Annotated in this window: 15 protein-coding genes and 1 tRNA gene; 3 read left to right on the forward strand and 13 right to left on the reverse strand. The window is 48.5% G+C overall.

Annotated features, from left to right (window positions below; genetic code table 11):
• The first annotated feature begins 23 nt into the window (after positions 1-23).
• On the forward strand, positions 24-362 hold the full coding sequence (locus VJ249_02445; protein HKZ93428.1) for a tRNA-binding protein: 339 nt from the start codon (positions 24-26) through the stop codon (positions 360-362).
• A 4-nt stretch (positions 363-366) separates the two neighbouring features.
• Here VJ249_02445 and VJ249_02450 read toward each other — a convergent pair whose 3' ends face one another.
• The 7 genes from VJ249_02450 to VJ249_02480 all read right to left on the reverse strand — a co-directional run bounded on the left by VJ249_02450 (position 367) and on the right by VJ249_02480 (position 5,748).
• Entirely contained in the window at positions 367-1,254 is an 888-nt protein-coding gene (locus VJ249_02450; protein HKZ93429.1) for a TIM barrel protein, read from the reverse strand.
• 73 nt (positions 1,255-1,327) lie between these two features.
• Positions 1,328-2,200 (reverse strand): hypothetical protein, encoded by an 873-nt coding sequence (locus tag VJ249_02455; protein HKZ93430.1) that lies wholly within the window; start codon positions 2,198-2,200, stop codon positions 1,328-1,330.
• A gap of 125 nt (positions 2,201-2,325) precedes the next feature.
• Positions 2,326-3,597: an HAD-IB family phosphatase gene (locus tag VJ249_02460; GenBank protein HKZ93431.1), complete on the reverse strand. Its 1,272-nt coding sequence runs from the start codon at positions 3,595-3,597 to the stop codon at positions 2,326-2,328.
• A gap of 42 nt (positions 3,598-3,639) precedes the next feature.
• A complete protein-coding gene (locus tag VJ249_02465; GenBank protein ID HKZ93432.1) occupies positions 3,640-3,852 on the reverse strand; it encodes a hypothetical protein in 213 nt (70 codons plus the stop codon).
• A 195-nt stretch (positions 3,853-4,047) separates the two neighbouring features.
• On the reverse strand, positions 4,048-4,662 hold the full coding sequence (locus tag VJ249_02470; protein ID HKZ93433.1) for a class I SAM-dependent methyltransferase: 615 nt from the start codon (positions 4,660-4,662) through the stop codon (positions 4,048-4,050).
• Positions 4,663-4,749: 87 nt separating this feature from the next.
• Positions 4,750-5,082 (reverse strand): hypothetical protein, encoded by a 333-nt coding sequence (locus tag VJ249_02475; protein HKZ93434.1) that lies wholly within the window; start codon positions 5,080-5,082, stop codon positions 4,750-4,752.
• Between the two features lie 117 nt (positions 5,083-5,199).
• Positions 5,200-5,748: a MarR family transcriptional regulator gene (locus VJ249_02480; protein ID HKZ93435.1), complete on the reverse strand. Its 549-nt coding sequence runs from the start codon at positions 5,746-5,748 to the stop codon at positions 5,200-5,202.
• Positions 5,749-5,887: 139 nt separating this feature from the next.
• Between VJ249_02480 and VJ249_02485 the strand changes: the two genes are divergently transcribed.
• Complete coding sequence (locus VJ249_02485) at positions 5,888-7,306, forward strand: S8 family serine peptidase (protein ID HKZ93436.1); 1,419 nt, start codon at positions 5,888-5,890, stop codon at positions 7,304-7,306.
• A gap of 164 nt (positions 7,307-7,470) precedes the next feature.
• Here the strand turns inward: VJ249_02485 and VJ249_02490 are convergent.
• From VJ249_02490 to VJ249_02510, 5 genes are all read right to left on the reverse strand, one after another.
• Positions 7,471-7,611, reverse strand: a tRNA-Ser gene (locus VJ249_02490).
• A 54-nt stretch (positions 7,612-7,665) separates the two neighbouring features.
• Complete coding sequence (locus tag VJ249_02495) at positions 7,666-8,670, reverse strand: RNA-guided pseudouridylation complex pseudouridine synthase subunit Cbf5 (protein HKZ93437.1); 1,005 nt, start codon at positions 8,668-8,670, stop codon at positions 7,666-7,668.
• A 210-nt stretch (positions 8,671-8,880) separates the two neighbouring features.
• Positions 8,881-9,099 (reverse strand): hypothetical protein, encoded by a 219-nt coding sequence (locus VJ249_02500; GenBank protein ID HKZ93438.1) that lies wholly within the window; start codon positions 9,097-9,099, stop codon positions 8,881-8,883.
• A 217-nt stretch (positions 9,100-9,316) separates the two neighbouring features.
• Positions 9,317-10,144, reverse strand: coding sequence for a pyrroline-5-carboxylate reductase (proC, locus tag VJ249_02505; protein ID HKZ93439.1), 828 nt, complete (start codon positions 10,142-10,144; stop codon positions 9,317-9,319).
• A 181-nt stretch (positions 10,145-10,325) separates the two neighbouring features.
• Entirely contained in the window at positions 10,326-12,281 is a 1,956-nt protein-coding gene (locus VJ249_02510) for a multicopper oxidase domain-containing protein (GenBank protein ID HKZ93440.1), read from the reverse strand.
• Positions 12,282-12,465: 184 nt separating this feature from the next.
• Here VJ249_02510 and VJ249_02515 point away from each other — a divergent pair, with 184 nt between their 5' ends.
• On the forward strand, positions 12,466-13,032 hold the full coding sequence (locus tag VJ249_02515) for an Lrp/AsnC family transcriptional regulator (GenBank protein ID HKZ93441.1): 567 nt from the start codon (positions 12,466-12,468) through the stop codon (positions 13,030-13,032).
• Between the two features lie 214 nt (positions 13,033-13,246).
• On the opposite strand, the gene VJ249_02520 is transcribed toward VJ249_02515, so the two are convergent.
• Positions 13,247-15,370: an aldehyde ferredoxin oxidoreductase C-terminal domain-containing protein gene (locus VJ249_02520; protein HKZ93442.1), complete on the reverse strand. Its 2,124-nt coding sequence runs from the start codon at positions 15,368-15,370 to the stop codon at positions 13,247-13,249.
• Between the last annotated feature and the right edge of the window lie 126 nt (positions 15,371-15,496).

Genomic DNA, 15,496 nt, shown 5'->3' on the forward strand with positions numbered 1-15,496 from the left:
GTTGCTGAAAAGGTCGTGAAGCAATGGGCAAAGCAATCAGTTTCGACGATTTTCTTAGGGTTGACATGAGGGTTGGGCGAATCATCAAGGTTGAAGGCTTCCCTGAGACTCACAAACCAGCCTACAAGCTTGTCATAGACTTCGGAAAGCTTGGCGTTAAGAAGTCCAGCGCTCAAATAACCCAAAGATACACTAAGGAGCAGCTTTTGGGGCGACTAGTTGTGGCTGTTGTAAATTTTCCTCCTAAGCAAATAGCCAGCTTTGTCTCTGAAGTCCTGGTTCTCGGCGCTGTGACCAAAAATCACGAGGTTGTCCTATTAAAGCCAGATGAGAATGTTGATCTTGGCGACAAGATCGCTTAAGAGCTCATTCTTTTGGGCTTTTGCGCTTGTGCTTCATTTCCTGCAATACTGTGTCGCGTAGCTTCTGTGCATCAATGTCTAGGTTGGGAGTCTCACAAGCGACAACCGGGTTCAGGCCGCGTTCAACTATGAGTTTTGCCAGAAACTTGAAATCCGGTCCATATTCACCTTCATCTATGTTGTGATGTCGCCTCTCGCCCTTATCTGTAAACTCTATATGGCTGTAATGGCAGTGAAGATTCCGTAAGGCTTCTGCGCCCAGCTTCTTTTCGATTTCGTCCATGACTTTGCCCAAGTCTTCGATTGTCTTGAATCTTCCGCGCTCCCTCGCATGCAAGTGCGCCCAGTCAACGTTAGGTTCGGTTAAGTCAACATTTTCACACAAGGCCAACACCTCTTCAACGCTGCCAAACTGAGACGGTTTGCCCATCATTTCAGGAGCTAGGTGCACTTTTGTGATTCCCATTGAGCGCATCGTTTCGACGACTTCTTTCATCGCTTTGGCGCAGATTTCAAACACATGTTTCGGAGGTCTACCAGCATATGAGCCGGGATGAAAGACTACTACATGTGCGCCCATCCAGCTGGCGCCTTGGACGCAGGCTAATAGTCGCCTTTTGCTTGCTTCGAGTTTTTCCTTGTCTGGCGAGGTTAAGTTGATGAAGTAGGAGCCGTGGGCTGTTAACCAAATGTCATGCTCAACTGCTCTTCTGCCCAGCTCTTCAGCCGTCTCCTGTTTGATTTGAGGTTTTGGTCCCCAACGCACCATTTCGTATTCAAAAGAGTCTAGGTTTTCAGCCCTTAGGTATCGCGGCATCTCGGTCACAGGTTGCTTCAGAAGCTTAAATCCCAGCGGCATACCTGCTGGACCGAAACGGGGGTGATCAGCCACTCAGAACGCGCGCTCCACACGGCTAACTTATCTTTTTTAACGAGGAGTAAACTTATGAATTGCTTGCTTCTGGCTACCGTCCTTTTACTCGACGACGATGACGGGTGGAAACATATGTTCCATATACAAGTGCAAGTATGGCAGGTGTCCACGCGGCTAGGTTCTGACTCACAGCGTACTTGCCCACAACGTCTAACTGGAAAATAGGTCGTGTGATGGATGTTCCTGTAACTTCAAGTGAATGCCTGAAACCTGGGGCTCCTTGAATTAAAGCGTTGGTAATAGATGCTCCCAAGTCGCCTATGGGTTGGACAGCCATGCTGACTCCGCGGAGCCATTGGCCAGTGCCTGAGACAAAGTCAACCAGTGCAGGAGAACCTCTGTAAAGATTCAATGTCACATAATAGATCAGGCTTGGGTATTCAACTAGGAAAAGCCCTAAGGCGATCGACCCGAAGATGAACAGAATTGTTATGGCGCTTTTAGCCGCACTTTGAGAGTAGGATAGACGCCGTGAAACGGATGAAATTCCCGGCAGCTTCCCCATTCCAGTCCTCAAAGATGTGCCGAACCGTTGGATTCTTCGGCTCAGTTTTCTCCAGAAACGCTTCGCTGACTTGAATCTTCCAGTTTCCTGTGCGTGTCGAGTTGGCGGCGGAAGGCGTCTGGTAGTTCCCTGTCGAGTAATGAAGATCGCGGATTTTGTCATGTATGACCAGCTTGCTAACAGAACAATGATTACGCTGAGGGGAAAGATGTGGAAAATGAGGCTCACAGATGCCGTAAATGACCAGTTCGTGCCTGGAACGAGTAAGGTTGAGGTCCAAGCGTTTGAATCAGATAGACCCAGCGTCTGAAACGCGGAGATCAGCAGAACTTCGAATGTTACGCCTATGATAAAGAATAGAATCAAGGCAGCTGAGTTTCTTGGTGCAATCCATTTCAATGGCAGGTATCTCCCTTCAATTGCGTCCTATATTCACATACTACCATGGATTTTGGGTCTTATTTGTGTAAAGCATTCGTGTACTTAAGCCAATTGGATACTGCATACCCTTTCGGCAGTGCTTCTTATGGCAGGAAGAGCACCACAAGCCCAGCGGCTAACGGCATAGTCAAGTTGTCATTTAGCGGGGCTGGAAGAGTTTCAACAATCATTGCGGTCGCTGCCCCAACAACGGCTTTCAACGGGTTCACAAAGACCAATGCCCCGAGCAACGCGAATATGAAGCCGAATACTGTTCCCTCGACTTTCTTGCCTTTGTTATAAGGGAAAACATGTGTGCCAATGGTTTTTCCGAAGATTGTGGCGAAGCCGTCGCCCAAGGCGAATATTGCGATGGATGCGTAGCTGACAGGTACGGGGAACAAGAGCAGAGCGAGCATTATGCCAAACGCGAAGAAGATTGGCGCAGTGACGAACTCATAGACTTCCGGGTGTAAGGCGGCATTCCATGTTATTGTCGACACGATCGGGATGTTTACTCCCAGCATTCTGGATAGTTCGGATACGATGTAAGTCAGCGTAACCATTAATATGACAAACGCGACCCAGAAATGACTCAACGAGAACCACATCGTAAACAGTGCGACCAGGAAACCTGAAATGTGGATGTTTTCGCGCAGCAGATCTCTTTTCGAAACTGAATGCAGCTTGGGCGCGGAATCCTCGGTCAAGGTTGGAAGAATCTCTCTTAGGTCACCTTTGACAACGATGTCTGATTTGTAAGTTAAGAGGAAGTCTGGATTGTAGCCAATTCTGATGGAGCATAGGTTAAACATGGGGTAGTTGTTTCGATCGTCTGCAACTAAGACACAGTTTTGGGGGGTTAAGGCTTCTTTTTTCATTATGTCCTGCAGCACTAGCGCTTTGCCTCTGGCCTTGATGACATCGCCGCTGATTTTCCCTGTTAATCGTCCATCAGCGACCTCGGGTTCAAAGCCGTAGGCGTAGTCGCAGTCTAATTTAGCTGCCAAGTCCTCGATGAAGGCTTGGGGCAGACCAGAACTTATCAGTGCGATTTTGAACTCAGCCTGTTTCAATCGGTGAAAAACCTCTTTCACGCCGGGTATCAGTGGAATTCTTTTGAAAAGCTGGAGCAAATCGTCTGCGGCTAATCCGTGCAGTTGTCGATAGATTCCGCGCAACGCTGTTTCCAACGGAGTCAATCCTGCTTCGTAGAGAAGTCCTGCCCACAGCATTTTTATGAAGCTTGAGATGCTGACTCGTCGCGATGCTTCGAAGAGGAGGTAGCGTCGTTTGGGGATTACTATTCCTTCGACGTCGAAGACGATTAGGCGTCGATTTCTCTGTTGAGTTGGCTGAGTTACTGTTGTTGCCACATGGTTGTCCTCTGAGGTTAGAGAATGCTGCGAATTTGATTCTTATATTCTGTATGTGCTGGGGCTTTTGCCGTATTTCGTATAGGCGTTGGGCTGTTGTCCCGGAAGAGGGAACTCGTGTCCGCATTTTGGGCACTTAGCCTTGTTGCATTGAACGACTGATGCGCAGCCGCCGCAGGCAAAAGCTCTGCCGTAGCTTATGTCGAATCTGAAGCTGCATTTTGGACAGCTAACTATATTTCTTCCTTGCGCCATGTCCTGATGCACTCTGTTTTCTAGGGCTTTTAAGACGGTTGGCGTGTGTTAAAAATGTTGTTGAAACGGCTACGGCTGAAACTGTGTGGAAGAAGAAGGCGCCATACCCTTAAGGCCTTCTTCTACAATGTTGCTGGAGAGTATGCATGGATCATGGCGGTAGCGTTTTCCGCCTATTTCTTTCTTGTTGGTGGTTTATGTGCAGGGTTTTTCTCGTCGTTGCATCAGGATGCTGTAGAAGAATCTTGTGGAGCCGTTGCCTTCAACGGATCCAAAATGATCTAGGCTTATGAATCGGAATCTTCCAGCGAAATAACGGGCAAGTCGTTCCTTGGTGAAGTGGTTCCACGCTACTCCGTTTCTGTCGCTGAAGCAAGTGAGCTGGTAATGGGCTTTTGGCTTCAGGACTTGGCAAATGCCGCGAATGAACTCTTTTCTGTCTTCGATTTCGACGTGGTGGAAGCAACCCATGTCGAACACAAAGTCAAATGCTGCTTCTTTAAATGGCAACGTGACAAAGCTTGCCAATGCAAACTGAATGTCAACTCTTGCCTTTCGTGATTTCTGTTTTGCGAGTTTAAGGGCGTGTTTGGAAATGTCAATTGCCACGGCTTGAAAGCCTTTCTCAGCCATGTATACTGTATTGGTTCCAGTTCCACAGCATAGATCCAGCGACTTTCCAAGCTTGACCGTGCCACTTTCGATCAAGTCGACCAGAGTTTTTCTTGGTCTACCGAGTTCCCAGGGTAGTACCTCAGCGGGATACTCTCTGTAGACAAGGTTCCAGTCCTTGTAGCTGGAATCCGTCAATGCTTAGACCCTTGAGGAAGTCTGTCTAAGATATCCATTTCTAAACCTAAGGGAGAATGGAACAGATAAAGAAAGGGGTTTTATGGTTTAATGGCAGCCGCCGTTTCCCATGGTTTGCATGCCGTCTGTGCCCATGTGGTCAGAGTTCATCGTATTGCCATGATTGGAATTGCCCATCATCGAGCCGCCCATCGAGCTGTGATGGTCAGAGTTGTGCATTTCTGCCATCATGGATTCACATTGCTCGGCTGTCATGTTCTGCATCATGCTTTCGCATTGCTCTTCAGACATCCCGTTATGTGCGCCGTTGCGTTGTTGGGTCATCATGTTGTTAGCGTAGGTTGCGGTTGCGGCAGTGGCTATGAAGGCTAGGACTATTACGGATAAGACGACTGCAAGTGTTGTGGTCTTCATTTTCATGTTACCTCCCGTTGTGTGTTCTCAACATAGTATATATGTGAAGGTTCTGTTAAGGGTTTTTCCAAGAAATAAGCGTAATTTATGCTTGTTTTCCAGAGAATCCGTTCCAAAGCGTTTCTAGGCGTTTTTAGACTCAGAAACGAGTTTATCTGACAGTTTTATCCAATAAGTCCATTTGTGCTTCTGCCGAGTGATAACGCCCATTGTCTCAAGGCTCTTAACCAACTTGCTCACAGTAGCCTTGGAGAAATCTGATTTTTCAGGAAGATCGCTCTGCAAGATCTCACCACCAGCCTTGACAACTTCGTTGACTATGCGCCGCTCATCATACGTTAATGTGGGTCTAACCAGCTCCAAAGCCTTTCTAAGCTGGTTCGTCTTGGTCGCGGGTTTTTCAACTTCCTGAATTGTGATTTCTGCCGGGGGGTTCACTATTGGCTGAGTGGGCTGAACTGGTGCAGGTGTTGTTGACGGTGCTCTACGACCCGGGCGTGTTAACAGAAAAAGCGGCACTGTTACAGCCAAAATCAGAACGACCGCAAAGAGAGCAATCCACACCCACATATCCGCCATGTTCATGGGCATACCCATCTGCAAGGCTGATTTCTGCGTAACGACTTGAAAGCCGAGCATGGCTGACAGCGAGACCAGCGATGTTATTTCCATTCCAATCAGAAAACTATGCCATCCCGTGACTAATTAACCCTTCTCGCGTAACAATCCAATCCCCCCTCAAGCCAATCTTTCAGTGGTTGGTACGAGTTCTCTAGAAGTTTGTTTCAGAAATGATTATTAAAAGCGATTGATGAGTAGATTTGGAAAAGATTATGGAGAAAACTACGATGAGGTCGAGGAAAAAATGAAGAGTGCAATATATGTTACCGTGGTAGCGATCGTTCTTTCATTTGTGCTAGTTACTTCAACTGTTGCGCGGCCGCCTATGTTGCTTCCTCGCAGAGGAACATGGGACGCTGATACCATAAACGTCGAATCACTCTTTTCTCAGGGAGACACTGGTGAAGGAGTGCACGTTGCGGTTCTGGACACAGGGCTAGTTCCCAACTGGCGCGACTACTTCCCTAGCGACAGAATAGCGGCACATTTAGGCAAAGGCTTCCGAGAGCCCGTGCATGTTGACCCAGTAAGTGGCGAGCTTGTCGAAGCAGGCTTTGTCGAAGAAACTTCTTGGGTGGGCTCAACTCTGTCTTCGCATGGAACACATGTGACGAGCACTATCATTGGCTACAATTATTATGCTCCAGCGGATGCAGCCTCTGGTTTGCCGCTTCCACCACTTTACATCGAAGGGATAGCACCAAAAGCGACTGTAATCCCAGTCAAAGTGTTGAGTACGTATAATCTGCCGCCCTACACGGGGCCGGAGGGTCTAGTCTTTGGCACTTGGGGAGCTGTGGCTGCAGGCATCTACTACGCAACCGAGCTGAAAATACAGGGTTATAGCCCAATGGTTATTTCAATGAGTCTTGGCGGTGGCGAGCCTTCGCCCGAGATAGAGATTTCGATCGACTATGCCATAGCTAATGGCGTCATCGTTGTCGCTGCGGCAGGCAATGATGGACTAGAGGGAATGGATTGGCCGGGCGCTTATCCACAGGTGATATCAGCTGGTGCAAGCGGATGGAAGTACGAATGGTATTGGCCGAATCTGACACCGCCTAACCCGCCGTCAGTACCAAGATATAGGCTCTGGTGGCTTCAAGACCAGACATATGGGTTCAATGACATCGCTGAACCGACACCTGCGTCAGATGTTTACGTCACTGACTTTAGTGGCAGAGAAAACGACACTAGACTCGGATTCTTCGTAGATCAAGAACTCGATGTGCTTGCTCCTGGAAGTTGGGTTAGAGGGCCGTTCCCAGGCTATCCAAGCTATCAGCATCTTCCGTGGTGGGCTCCCGGAAACGGCTGGATTGTGGCTCCTCCGAACCTAGTGAACTTCTTCTATGCAGGCGGCACAAGTATGGCGACGCCGCACGTGTCGGCTGTCGCAGCTTTGATGTTGCAGAAGAATCCAACATTGACGCAGGCGCAAGTCGAGGGCATTCTAAAGAGCACGGCTTTGCCCGTTCCACAGAACACTTGGATGATTGTGTTTGACATTTCACCAACTCTAGGCTTTTACAATAGAACATGGGGCGGGTTTGAAGCTACAGGCTCAGGTCTTATACAAGCCGACGCAGCAGTTGCAGCAGTTCCGTAGCATTCGACCAATACAAAGCCCTGCATCTTCATTTCCCCCTCTTTTATCATTCCTATAATTGAAAGGGCCATAGTCATAGCAGTCCAAAATTCATGTCCGGTGTTCTAGATTCTACCGCTCACTACAAAGTCTTCAACACGGATATTCATTCCAGATAATATTGTTGGCGCCGGGTGTGGGATTTGAACCCACGCGACCCTTTCGGGTCACAGGCTACCTGTTGTTCCTAGTTTTTGTGACTCCAGGCTTGAGCTTAAGCTGTGCCCCATGCCTAACTGCTCCCTACCAGACTAGGAGAACCCGGCGTTTCCATGACTTGATTTACGAATGAAGAGAGTACGTGTTTAAAGGTTTTGAGTTTAGTGGCTGGTTTTGCTCCACATTTTTGGATAGACGCCGCGTGGCATCAGCACTCGTGCGGTTTTCGTGATGATGCCGCGGTTCAGCTCAAGTGCCTCTTCTGCTGAAACCGTTGCTCTAGCTAAAGCGACAGCCTCTCCCTTCTGTGTCATAACCGCTACTGTGTCTTTGGGTTTGATGTCTGAGTCTAAGGCTAACACACCTGGAGCGGCAAGGTTGGCTCCGTGGCATATTGCGTCGATGGCTGAGTCTCGGATAATTATTTTTGGCAAAGGGTCCAGCGCTTTCTCCATGGGTTGGACAAATCGGCGTAGCGTTGACGCGTCCTTTGTCTGTTGCCACAAGTCTTGGTAATACGCAACGTCATGCAAAGTAACCAAGCTGTTGTTTTCTGTGAAAGGCCCAGCTCTTGTCCGCCTCAGCTCTTGCATGTGAGCGCCTACGCCCAAAGCCTCGCCCATGTCATAGCAGAGCTTGCGTATGTAAGTGCCTGCTTCGCAGCCCACTTGAAACAGCACATTCTTGTTACTGGTTTCTAACAGGTTGAGGTAGTAGATTTTTCTTATGCGTAGTTGCCGTTTAACCGAAGCCCGAACAGGCGGAAGCTGATAGATTGGACCTGTGAACTCTTCAAACGCTGATTTGACGCTGGTCTCAGACGAGTCTCGATGAAGCCGCATTACACAAACATATTCCTTGCCTGAAAGAAGCAAGGCTTGAACGACTTTGGTGGCTTCCTCCAAGGTTACGGGTAATATGCCGGTTACTTTGGGGTCTAGAGTGCCGCCGTGTCCTGCATGTGTTAGACCTAAGAGCCGTTTAACCCACGCTGTAACCTCGTGGCTGCTTGGACCTGACGGTTTGTCTAGGTTTATGACTCCAAACCGCGTGTAGTCTTCAGGCGAGCGATCTTGGGGTTTGCAGCCGAAGCTTAGGTCGGTTTCCTCTTCAGCCTTAACGAGTAACGTGCGTTTGATCTCCCACGGCGCAACCAGTTTGGGCATTCTTCGGGTCACTTGCTTTTGGAAGTCTGATGCTAAAGACGTTAATAGACTTAGTGTTAATGGAGTTTGACACTGAGTTCGTGCTGGAAGAGTTTAGCCATAGACTTAGCAGATCGTGCTGCTTAAGAAAACAGATGCGAAAAGATTAAGGCAGAAGAAGGGAGAAGGGTTGGTCGAGAGGGCTAAAAATCTTTCGGGCGCATCGCCTTCCTACTTCGTAATTCTCCTAAAGAGGGATGTTGCTTGGACTTTTGCTTTCAGTAGCTGCTTTAATGTGGCGTTGCTGACTTTGTAGTACGCCACGAGGAGCGTCAATTTGGGGCTCCGCCTTATCAGCTTCGTTTTCCACAGAGTCTCGATTTTATCGACTTTTCGTTGGCGTCGCGCAACCACAGACCAAACATCCACATACATTCTACTCGACCTCATTCCCTCAACAGCTGGCAGCAAGATTAACTATATAGGAAGACTTAATATAGCAGTTGTTTCAGACTCCGCAACGTTTCCAAAACAGAAAATTCCCATTTCGACATATATCCCAAAAGAGTCACATCAATGATGGAAGAAAGCGGCGAGTCCCTGTTTAGAAGAAGAAAGCAGATACCCCTTAAGACACCTTCTACCACATTTCTGATGGAGCTGTCCTCTAGGATTTGGGTGCGAGTTCTCTTGCTCTTTCGGCTGCTTTAGTGACAGCCATTATCATTGCGGCTTTGACTCCACTTCTCTCCAGCTCCAGCAAGCCTTCAATTGTGGTTCCCGCCGGCGTAACCACCATATCCTTCAGTTTGGCAGGGTGCTCACCTGTCTCAACCACCATCTTTGCAGCGCCTAACGTGGTCTGCGCAGCCAGTGTCACCGAAACGTCTTTTGGCAACCCAAGTCTGACGCCCGCATCCGCTAAGGCATCGATTATAAGGTAAATGTATGCTGGTCCGCTACCCACCAAGCCTGTAGCCAGATTCAGGTATTTCTCGTCCAACTGTTTAACCAGTCCAAGTAAGCTGAGCACTTCGATTGTAGTCTTCAGCTGATCTTTAGTCACGCTTTCGGATGGGCAGAACGTTAGCATTCCTTCGCGAACTTGTACAGCCATGTTTGGCATTACTCGGATGATTGGTACGTGTTTAGGCAAATGCTGCTTGTAGAAGTCAAGCGTTACGCCTGCAGCGATTGAGACCAGAATTTTTCCAAGTTTCAATGCTGGCGCGATTTCCTGCAAAACCTTTCCCACGTCAGCTGGCTTAACTGCAATTATACTGATGTCTGCGAAAGCTACAGCCTTCTTGGCATCAGCAAGGCACTCGATCTTGTATGTTTTCGCCATGTACTTGGCTCGGTCTTCAAGGATTTCGTAGGCTTTGATTTGCTCTGGGCTGTAGGCACCTGATTTCAGTAGGCCTGCGATTATGCCTTCGCCCATCTTGCCCGCGCCTATTAAAGCCACTTTGGGCATTTTCCTTGATTTGCTCAAATGGGGTTCGATCTCCTGCGGTGCGTTTGGATTTGTACCGCTCAAGCAATTAAGTCTTTCATCTCAGAGCCACAGAAGATTGAAAATGCAATCTGGGACTTGCTGGTGAAAAGGTCGGGGTAAAGTGACGACAAACAAAAAAAGAGAAGGAGATGGTGTTTGTTTTCGATTTTTCGTGTTTCTATGGTGTGACTATTTGTCGGCGCATCATTTCGTTGTCTTCGTGGTCGATGATGTGGCAGTGCCAAACGTATCCGGGTGCAAACGGGTCAGCTGGGTCAAAGGCGTAGAGATTGATTCTTGGCGTTGTGATCACTGCATCTTGAGGTGCGTAGCGGACTCTGATCGTCGTAACTTCACCTGGGTTCATTTGAACAGTGTCTTTCCAGCCCATCTCATTTGGTGGCGCTGGAGTCACAGGTCCTTTCAGGTATGGAGCCAGTGGCACATTGATCGTCGGCTGATCGAGTGGAGGCATCCCGTTAGCTGCCATCCAAGCCATCATGTAGCCGTTGACATCGAATTTTTGGCGGCTGACAACCGTGAACTGCACGAGGTGCAAGTGTATGGGGTGTGTGTCCGCTGTTGGATTGACTATCACCCAATCCACGGTCGATCCGACGCTTGTGAATTCAGATGTTGGAGCTGCCCACTTTTGTCCGTCTAGCAGGATTTCTGTTGGTCCTAGTGCGCCCATGACTTCGATTAGAGTTAACTGCTTTGCAACAGTATCTGGAGTCAGAGCTGGCATGGTTATTGGCCATGGAGTTGGCAAAGGTGTTGCAGGCACTGGTGTCCCGGCGACTGTGAACTGCATGATCTGACCGATAGTTGATCCGTCTGCTGGAGCGCCTGTTGGAAACGGAGCTTTGGCATTATTCCTGAGCAGGATCTTGCTACCAGCTGGTAGTCCTGAGAAATCAATCAGTATGTCGGCTCTTTCACCTGGCGCAACGGTCAACGAAGTTAGTGGAGCTGGCGCTGGCAAATAACCGCCGTCGCTTCCAATCTGAACGAACGGAACAACGGCCTTTGTCACTCTGTCTACAAAGGATAGACTGTAGAATCTGGCGTTGGAACCGTCGAGAAGTCTGAGCCTGTACTGTCTGGGCTCCACGTTAAGGTTCGGCCACACTCTGCCGTTCACCATGATGGTGTTGCCGAAGAATTCGGGTTGCCAGTATGGGTGGACTGAGGGATCTAAGCCGACTGGTGGGAACCAGATTGAACCGTCCAGGTTAAACGACCTGTCCTGTATCGCAATTGGAACCTCGTATTGCCCGCTGGGTAGAACTGAAGCCAGAGGATCAGCTGGGTCTCTTAGCATGTAGAAGCCTGCGAGCCCCGACATCACGTTAATACGAGTGATGCCTAGAGCATGATCATGATACCAGAGAGTAGCTGCTCTTTGCTCGTTCGGATAATAGTAGACTGCTGCGTTGGGGTCAGTAGCCATGATTGATCTATAGTCGTTGCCATGCATTCCATCTGGGGTCCACCATTGTTCTGGACCACCGTCAGAGCCAGATGGGACTTCTCCTCCGTGTAGATGTGTTGCTATAGGAACTGGCGTCTGTGCATCTGGGAAGCCTGGCGGGAAGGCAGGCCAAGGCTGAGGCGGCTCCATCGACATCATGTTTGGATTTGCCCAGTGAAGTGTAGGATCAACAGGAAACATGTGCGGTAGTGGATTTCCTTGAGCATCTACCAAATTGTTAACCCACTTTACCTGAACTGGAATGTCCCTAGTACCTTCGAATGTTCCTGATGGCGAGTGACTGAAGGGAACAATGTTTCCGCCAATGTTGACAAGGCCTTCATAACCCCAGACTTTTGTCGCGGGAAATCCTGTCGGACGACCTTTCTCATCAAAGGCTGGAAGAATCTGTTGATAGAATTCGGTGACGTTTATGGTATATTCGTGGCGAATTACTTCGCCTGTTGTCTGGTTTATCACAACTGTAGGCTCGTATGGCGGTGGGATAGGTAGCTGATTAACGAACTTCGGAATCGTCTTAGGATTCAATGTGGGCGCTAGTGGCATTGCTGCGTTGGTTGAGTTGATAATTCCTATCGCTGCCATGCTTGCTATGATCAATAAGACAGTCAACGAGATGCTTACGATTTTACTCCTCATTCTTTTTCTCTCCTTTCTTTCTTGCGGTGCTTTACAATATGTAAAGAAAACAGTTATAACAATTATGGAAATCAATACTATAAGGAAATTCTTTTCCGTTTTGCGTGAATTCTGTTGGCTTTTTGGGCGTTTTTGGCAAGACTTATCAAGCAAATTGTCACAACTGAATGGAGAGGGGCCTTTGTTGTCTCACAAACTGGACAAGGTCGACTTGAGAATAATGCACTCCTTAGCACAAGACGCAAGAAAGGCAATAACTCAACTATCCGTGGACGCAGGAATTTCCAGGCCGACAGCAATCAACAGGCTAAAGAAGCTGAGAGAGAACGGCATCCTTAGTGTTCACGCCACAGTCAACATCACAAAGCTTGGATTCAAACTGGCATTGGTTACCTTCAGAACCAAGAGTAACAATGCTGGTCAAGAACCAAGAACGGGTCTGGCTGTTTGTCCAAGGGTCCTGTTGCTTGTTCAAAAAAGTGGAGACCGTGACTGTTCGGCTCTTCTGTACAGTGAGAACACCGAGACTCTCTTGTCTGTGGTTGAATGCGTTAAGAGTGTTTCAGGGGTTGAACTAACCTCGTGGCACCGTTTAAGCCCACCCTTACTGCCCGAAGCATTTGAACTAAAATTATTTCCTCACAAAGGCAAACTGACACCTTGCGGGAAGAAATGTGGCGTTTGTTCTAACTACCAAAATCAGGAATGCTTGGGCTGCCCTGCAGTAGTGGAATACAAAGGTCCGTTCTAAGTAAACACAGTTTTCTGTTTTTGAATTCAACTTCGTTTTATTTTGCCAAGAGTTCTTTTTGTACCTGTGATGCCAAAGTGCTGTCTAAAGCAAAGAACCCGATGGATCTGTGCACAGAGTTGGCTAGAGCACATGGCGCTATCTTATTTGCTGGTGTAGACCATAAACTGGGAAGAATCGACATCCGAGAAAGGCATAGATTTCCAGCAACAGCTCACAAGTGTTTCTGAAGAACTTCCACCACGCTTGGGAAGTCTATGCCGAGAGATTTCACTTTCTCAGGAGTTGGCACTCCGTTAGGGGTCCAGCCGCGTCTCTTGTAAACAGCGTCTTTAAGCTTCTCATATTCTGCCTCACGATATTTCCTCAAAGCCGTCAGTTTCTCCTCAGTTGACTTGCCCTTTGGTTCGAAGCCGACCTTCTCCTTAAGCTGTTTGTCGTAGCGTTCTGCACGACTCTCGTATTCTTTTATGGTCACTGGACCAACTGCTCGGTAAGGTATAGCGTCATATTCTCGTGTTCCGAAGCCCATCCTCAAATTGAAGATGCGCTGCAAATTGTAGACTCGCTCGCTCATCGAGATGATGTCGTCAACAGTGATTTTTCTGCCGGTCACGGCTGAGAAGAAGTTCATGTAGTTTTCAACGTGCCCCATAATCTTCGCTGGCTCTTTTGTCTGCTTGTTGTCCAAGGGAATGACATCGTTCCACGGAAGTTTGCACAAACCATTTAGACCAAACCACGTTCGGAACATGGGGAACCAATGTAGGTTTTCTGCTTTCTGCTCGAACGTTGGCATTTCGTTGCGCACCATGTCCGAGAATATAAGCCACGCTTCATCATGTTGTGGTCCCTTTAGGGCTAAGCCATAACCGCCTTGCTGAGCCAATGACTCCTTGGTGACGTATTCTGAGAATTCCAAACCTTTGGCCTCCATGCCGATGTCCTGCATAATCTTGGGATCAGCGCCATATTTCTCGGCGAAGAGCTTCTTCATCCTCTTTATACCTTGCCCAACCACAACGCCGAAACCCTCCCCCTTCGCCATCTGGTGAACCAGCTCAAGCGCGGCTGCGGCGTTGCCAAATCGAAGGTCCATTCCGCCAGTTGCTTTTTTGTCAATCAAGCCCATCTCGTAACATTCCATGGCGAAAGCCGTGGCTGTGCCCACAGAAATCGTATCCAAACCATAGATGTCGCAGTAAAAGTTCATCTCAATCACATAGTCTGCGTCAAAAATGCCACAGCTGCTACCAACTCCAGCAATCGTCTCATACTCTGGACCGTTAACGAAAACCTTCTGCCCTTTGTACGGGCCAGTCTTAAGTTCGAAGTCTTTGACGCCGTGAGCGCACGCCAATGCGCAGCCCATCCAGCAGCCATCGAAGCCCTTATGAAACTTCTTTCTATACACCTCTCTGCCCAAATTCTCAGCTTCCGAGTGACTGCCAAATCTAAAGTTGTTAGTTGGCAGAAGATCAAAATCATTCATAATCAAGACCAGATGCGTGGTGCCAATTGTCGCCATCTCATTCTGCTTGGGGTCAAGAGCCCTAATCTCTTGACTGTGCGTGTGACCAACCTGCTTAATCGATTCAGGGTCAGCTGGGCCGTTGCTGTCCACGGATATTTTGCCCGAATACTTGACCGCTATTGCCTTTATTTTCTTGTTGCGCAGAACACTGCCTATCCCGCCTCTTCCCGCTTGCTTAAATCGATGGATCTTGCGGCCCACATCAAACCACGAGGAGTTCAAGCACCCAAAACGTGTGTACTCGGCTCCTGGACCAGAAGAAAGCACAGATATGCATTGGTCTTTATCTTTCGAATACTTCTTCGCCATCCAATCCGTGATCAAATGTGTCTCCGAAGACAGTTTCGATGCGTCTTCAACCAGAACCTTGCCCTCGTCTCCGTCGATGAGGATAGCCACCTCGGACTTCGGCTTTCCCTGAACTTCCAACGCGTCCCACCCAGCAAACTTCAAGTACGGCCCGAAGTACCCACCGACGTTTGAATCCACGACAGTGTCAGTTAACGGCGAGATTGTGACCGCTATGCTCTTTCCACTTCCCGGATAAACAGGCGTTCCTCCCAGCGGGCCAGCGGCCATGCAAATCTCGTTCTCAGGATCATCCCACTTCGCAACGCGGTTTCTTGGCAGGGCATTCCAGAGCAGCCACAGGTTGAAGCCGCGTCCGCCTGTGAATTTTTCTTTCATCTCATCTGAAACAGGTTTGCTGGCGATTTTCATGTTTGAGAGGTCTATGTGCAGTGTTCGATTGTTGTAACCTCTGACAACTTTGCCCAATTGATAATTGAACTCGGCAAGCGCCATTTCCTTTTTTCTCCAAGGAAATTTGAGAGTAGCAACCTTCGCCAAGCATATTAATAGACTTTGTGGAGTAATGTAGGCGGATGTTACTTTTGTTTTGAAAGAAAACAACTAATATCAGAAAACTGG

The organism is Candidatus Bathyarchaeia archaeon (assembly GCA_035283685.1).
Taxonomy (GTDB): domain Archaea; phylum Thermoproteota; class Bathyarchaeia; order Bathyarchaeales; family Bathyarchaeaceae; genus DATETJ01.

Excerpts from the sequence above, each read along its gene's own strand:
- VJ249_02495 (HKZ93437.1), bottom strand. The coding sequence starts at position 8,670 with ATGCCCAAACTGGTTGCGCCGTGGGAGATCAAACGCACGTTACTCGTT.
- VJ249_02510 (HKZ93440.1), bottom strand. The coding sequence starts at position 12,281 with ATGAGGAGTAAAATCGTAAGCATCTCGTTGACTGTCTTATTGATCATA.
- VJ249_02485 (HKZ93436.1), top strand. The coding sequence starts at position 5,888 with ATGAGTAGATTTGGAAAAGATTATGGAGAAAACTACGATGAGGTCGAG.
- VJ249_02520 (HKZ93442.1), bottom strand. The coding sequence starts at position 15,370 with ATGGCGCTTGCCGAGTTCAATTATCAATTGGGCAAAGTTGTCAGAGGT.
- VJ249_02480 (HKZ93435.1), bottom strand. The coding sequence starts at position 5,748 with ATGGAAATAACATCGCTGGTCTCGCTGTCAGCCATGCTCGGCTTTCAA.
- VJ249_02445 (HKZ93428.1), top strand. The coding sequence starts at position 24 with ATGGGCAAAGCAATCAGTTTCGACGATTTTCTTAGGGTTGACATGAGG.
- VJ249_02475 (HKZ93434.1), bottom strand. The coding sequence starts at position 5,082 with ATGAAAATGAAGACCACAACACTTGCAGTCGTCTTATCCGTAATAGTC.
- VJ249_02500 (HKZ93438.1), bottom strand. The coding sequence starts at position 9,099 with ATGAGGTCGAGTAGAATGTATGTGGATGTTTGGTCTGTGGTTGCGCGA.
- VJ249_02465 (HKZ93432.1), bottom strand. The coding sequence starts at position 3,852 with ATGGCGCAAGGAAGAAATATAGTTAGCTGTCCAAAATGCAGCTTCAGA.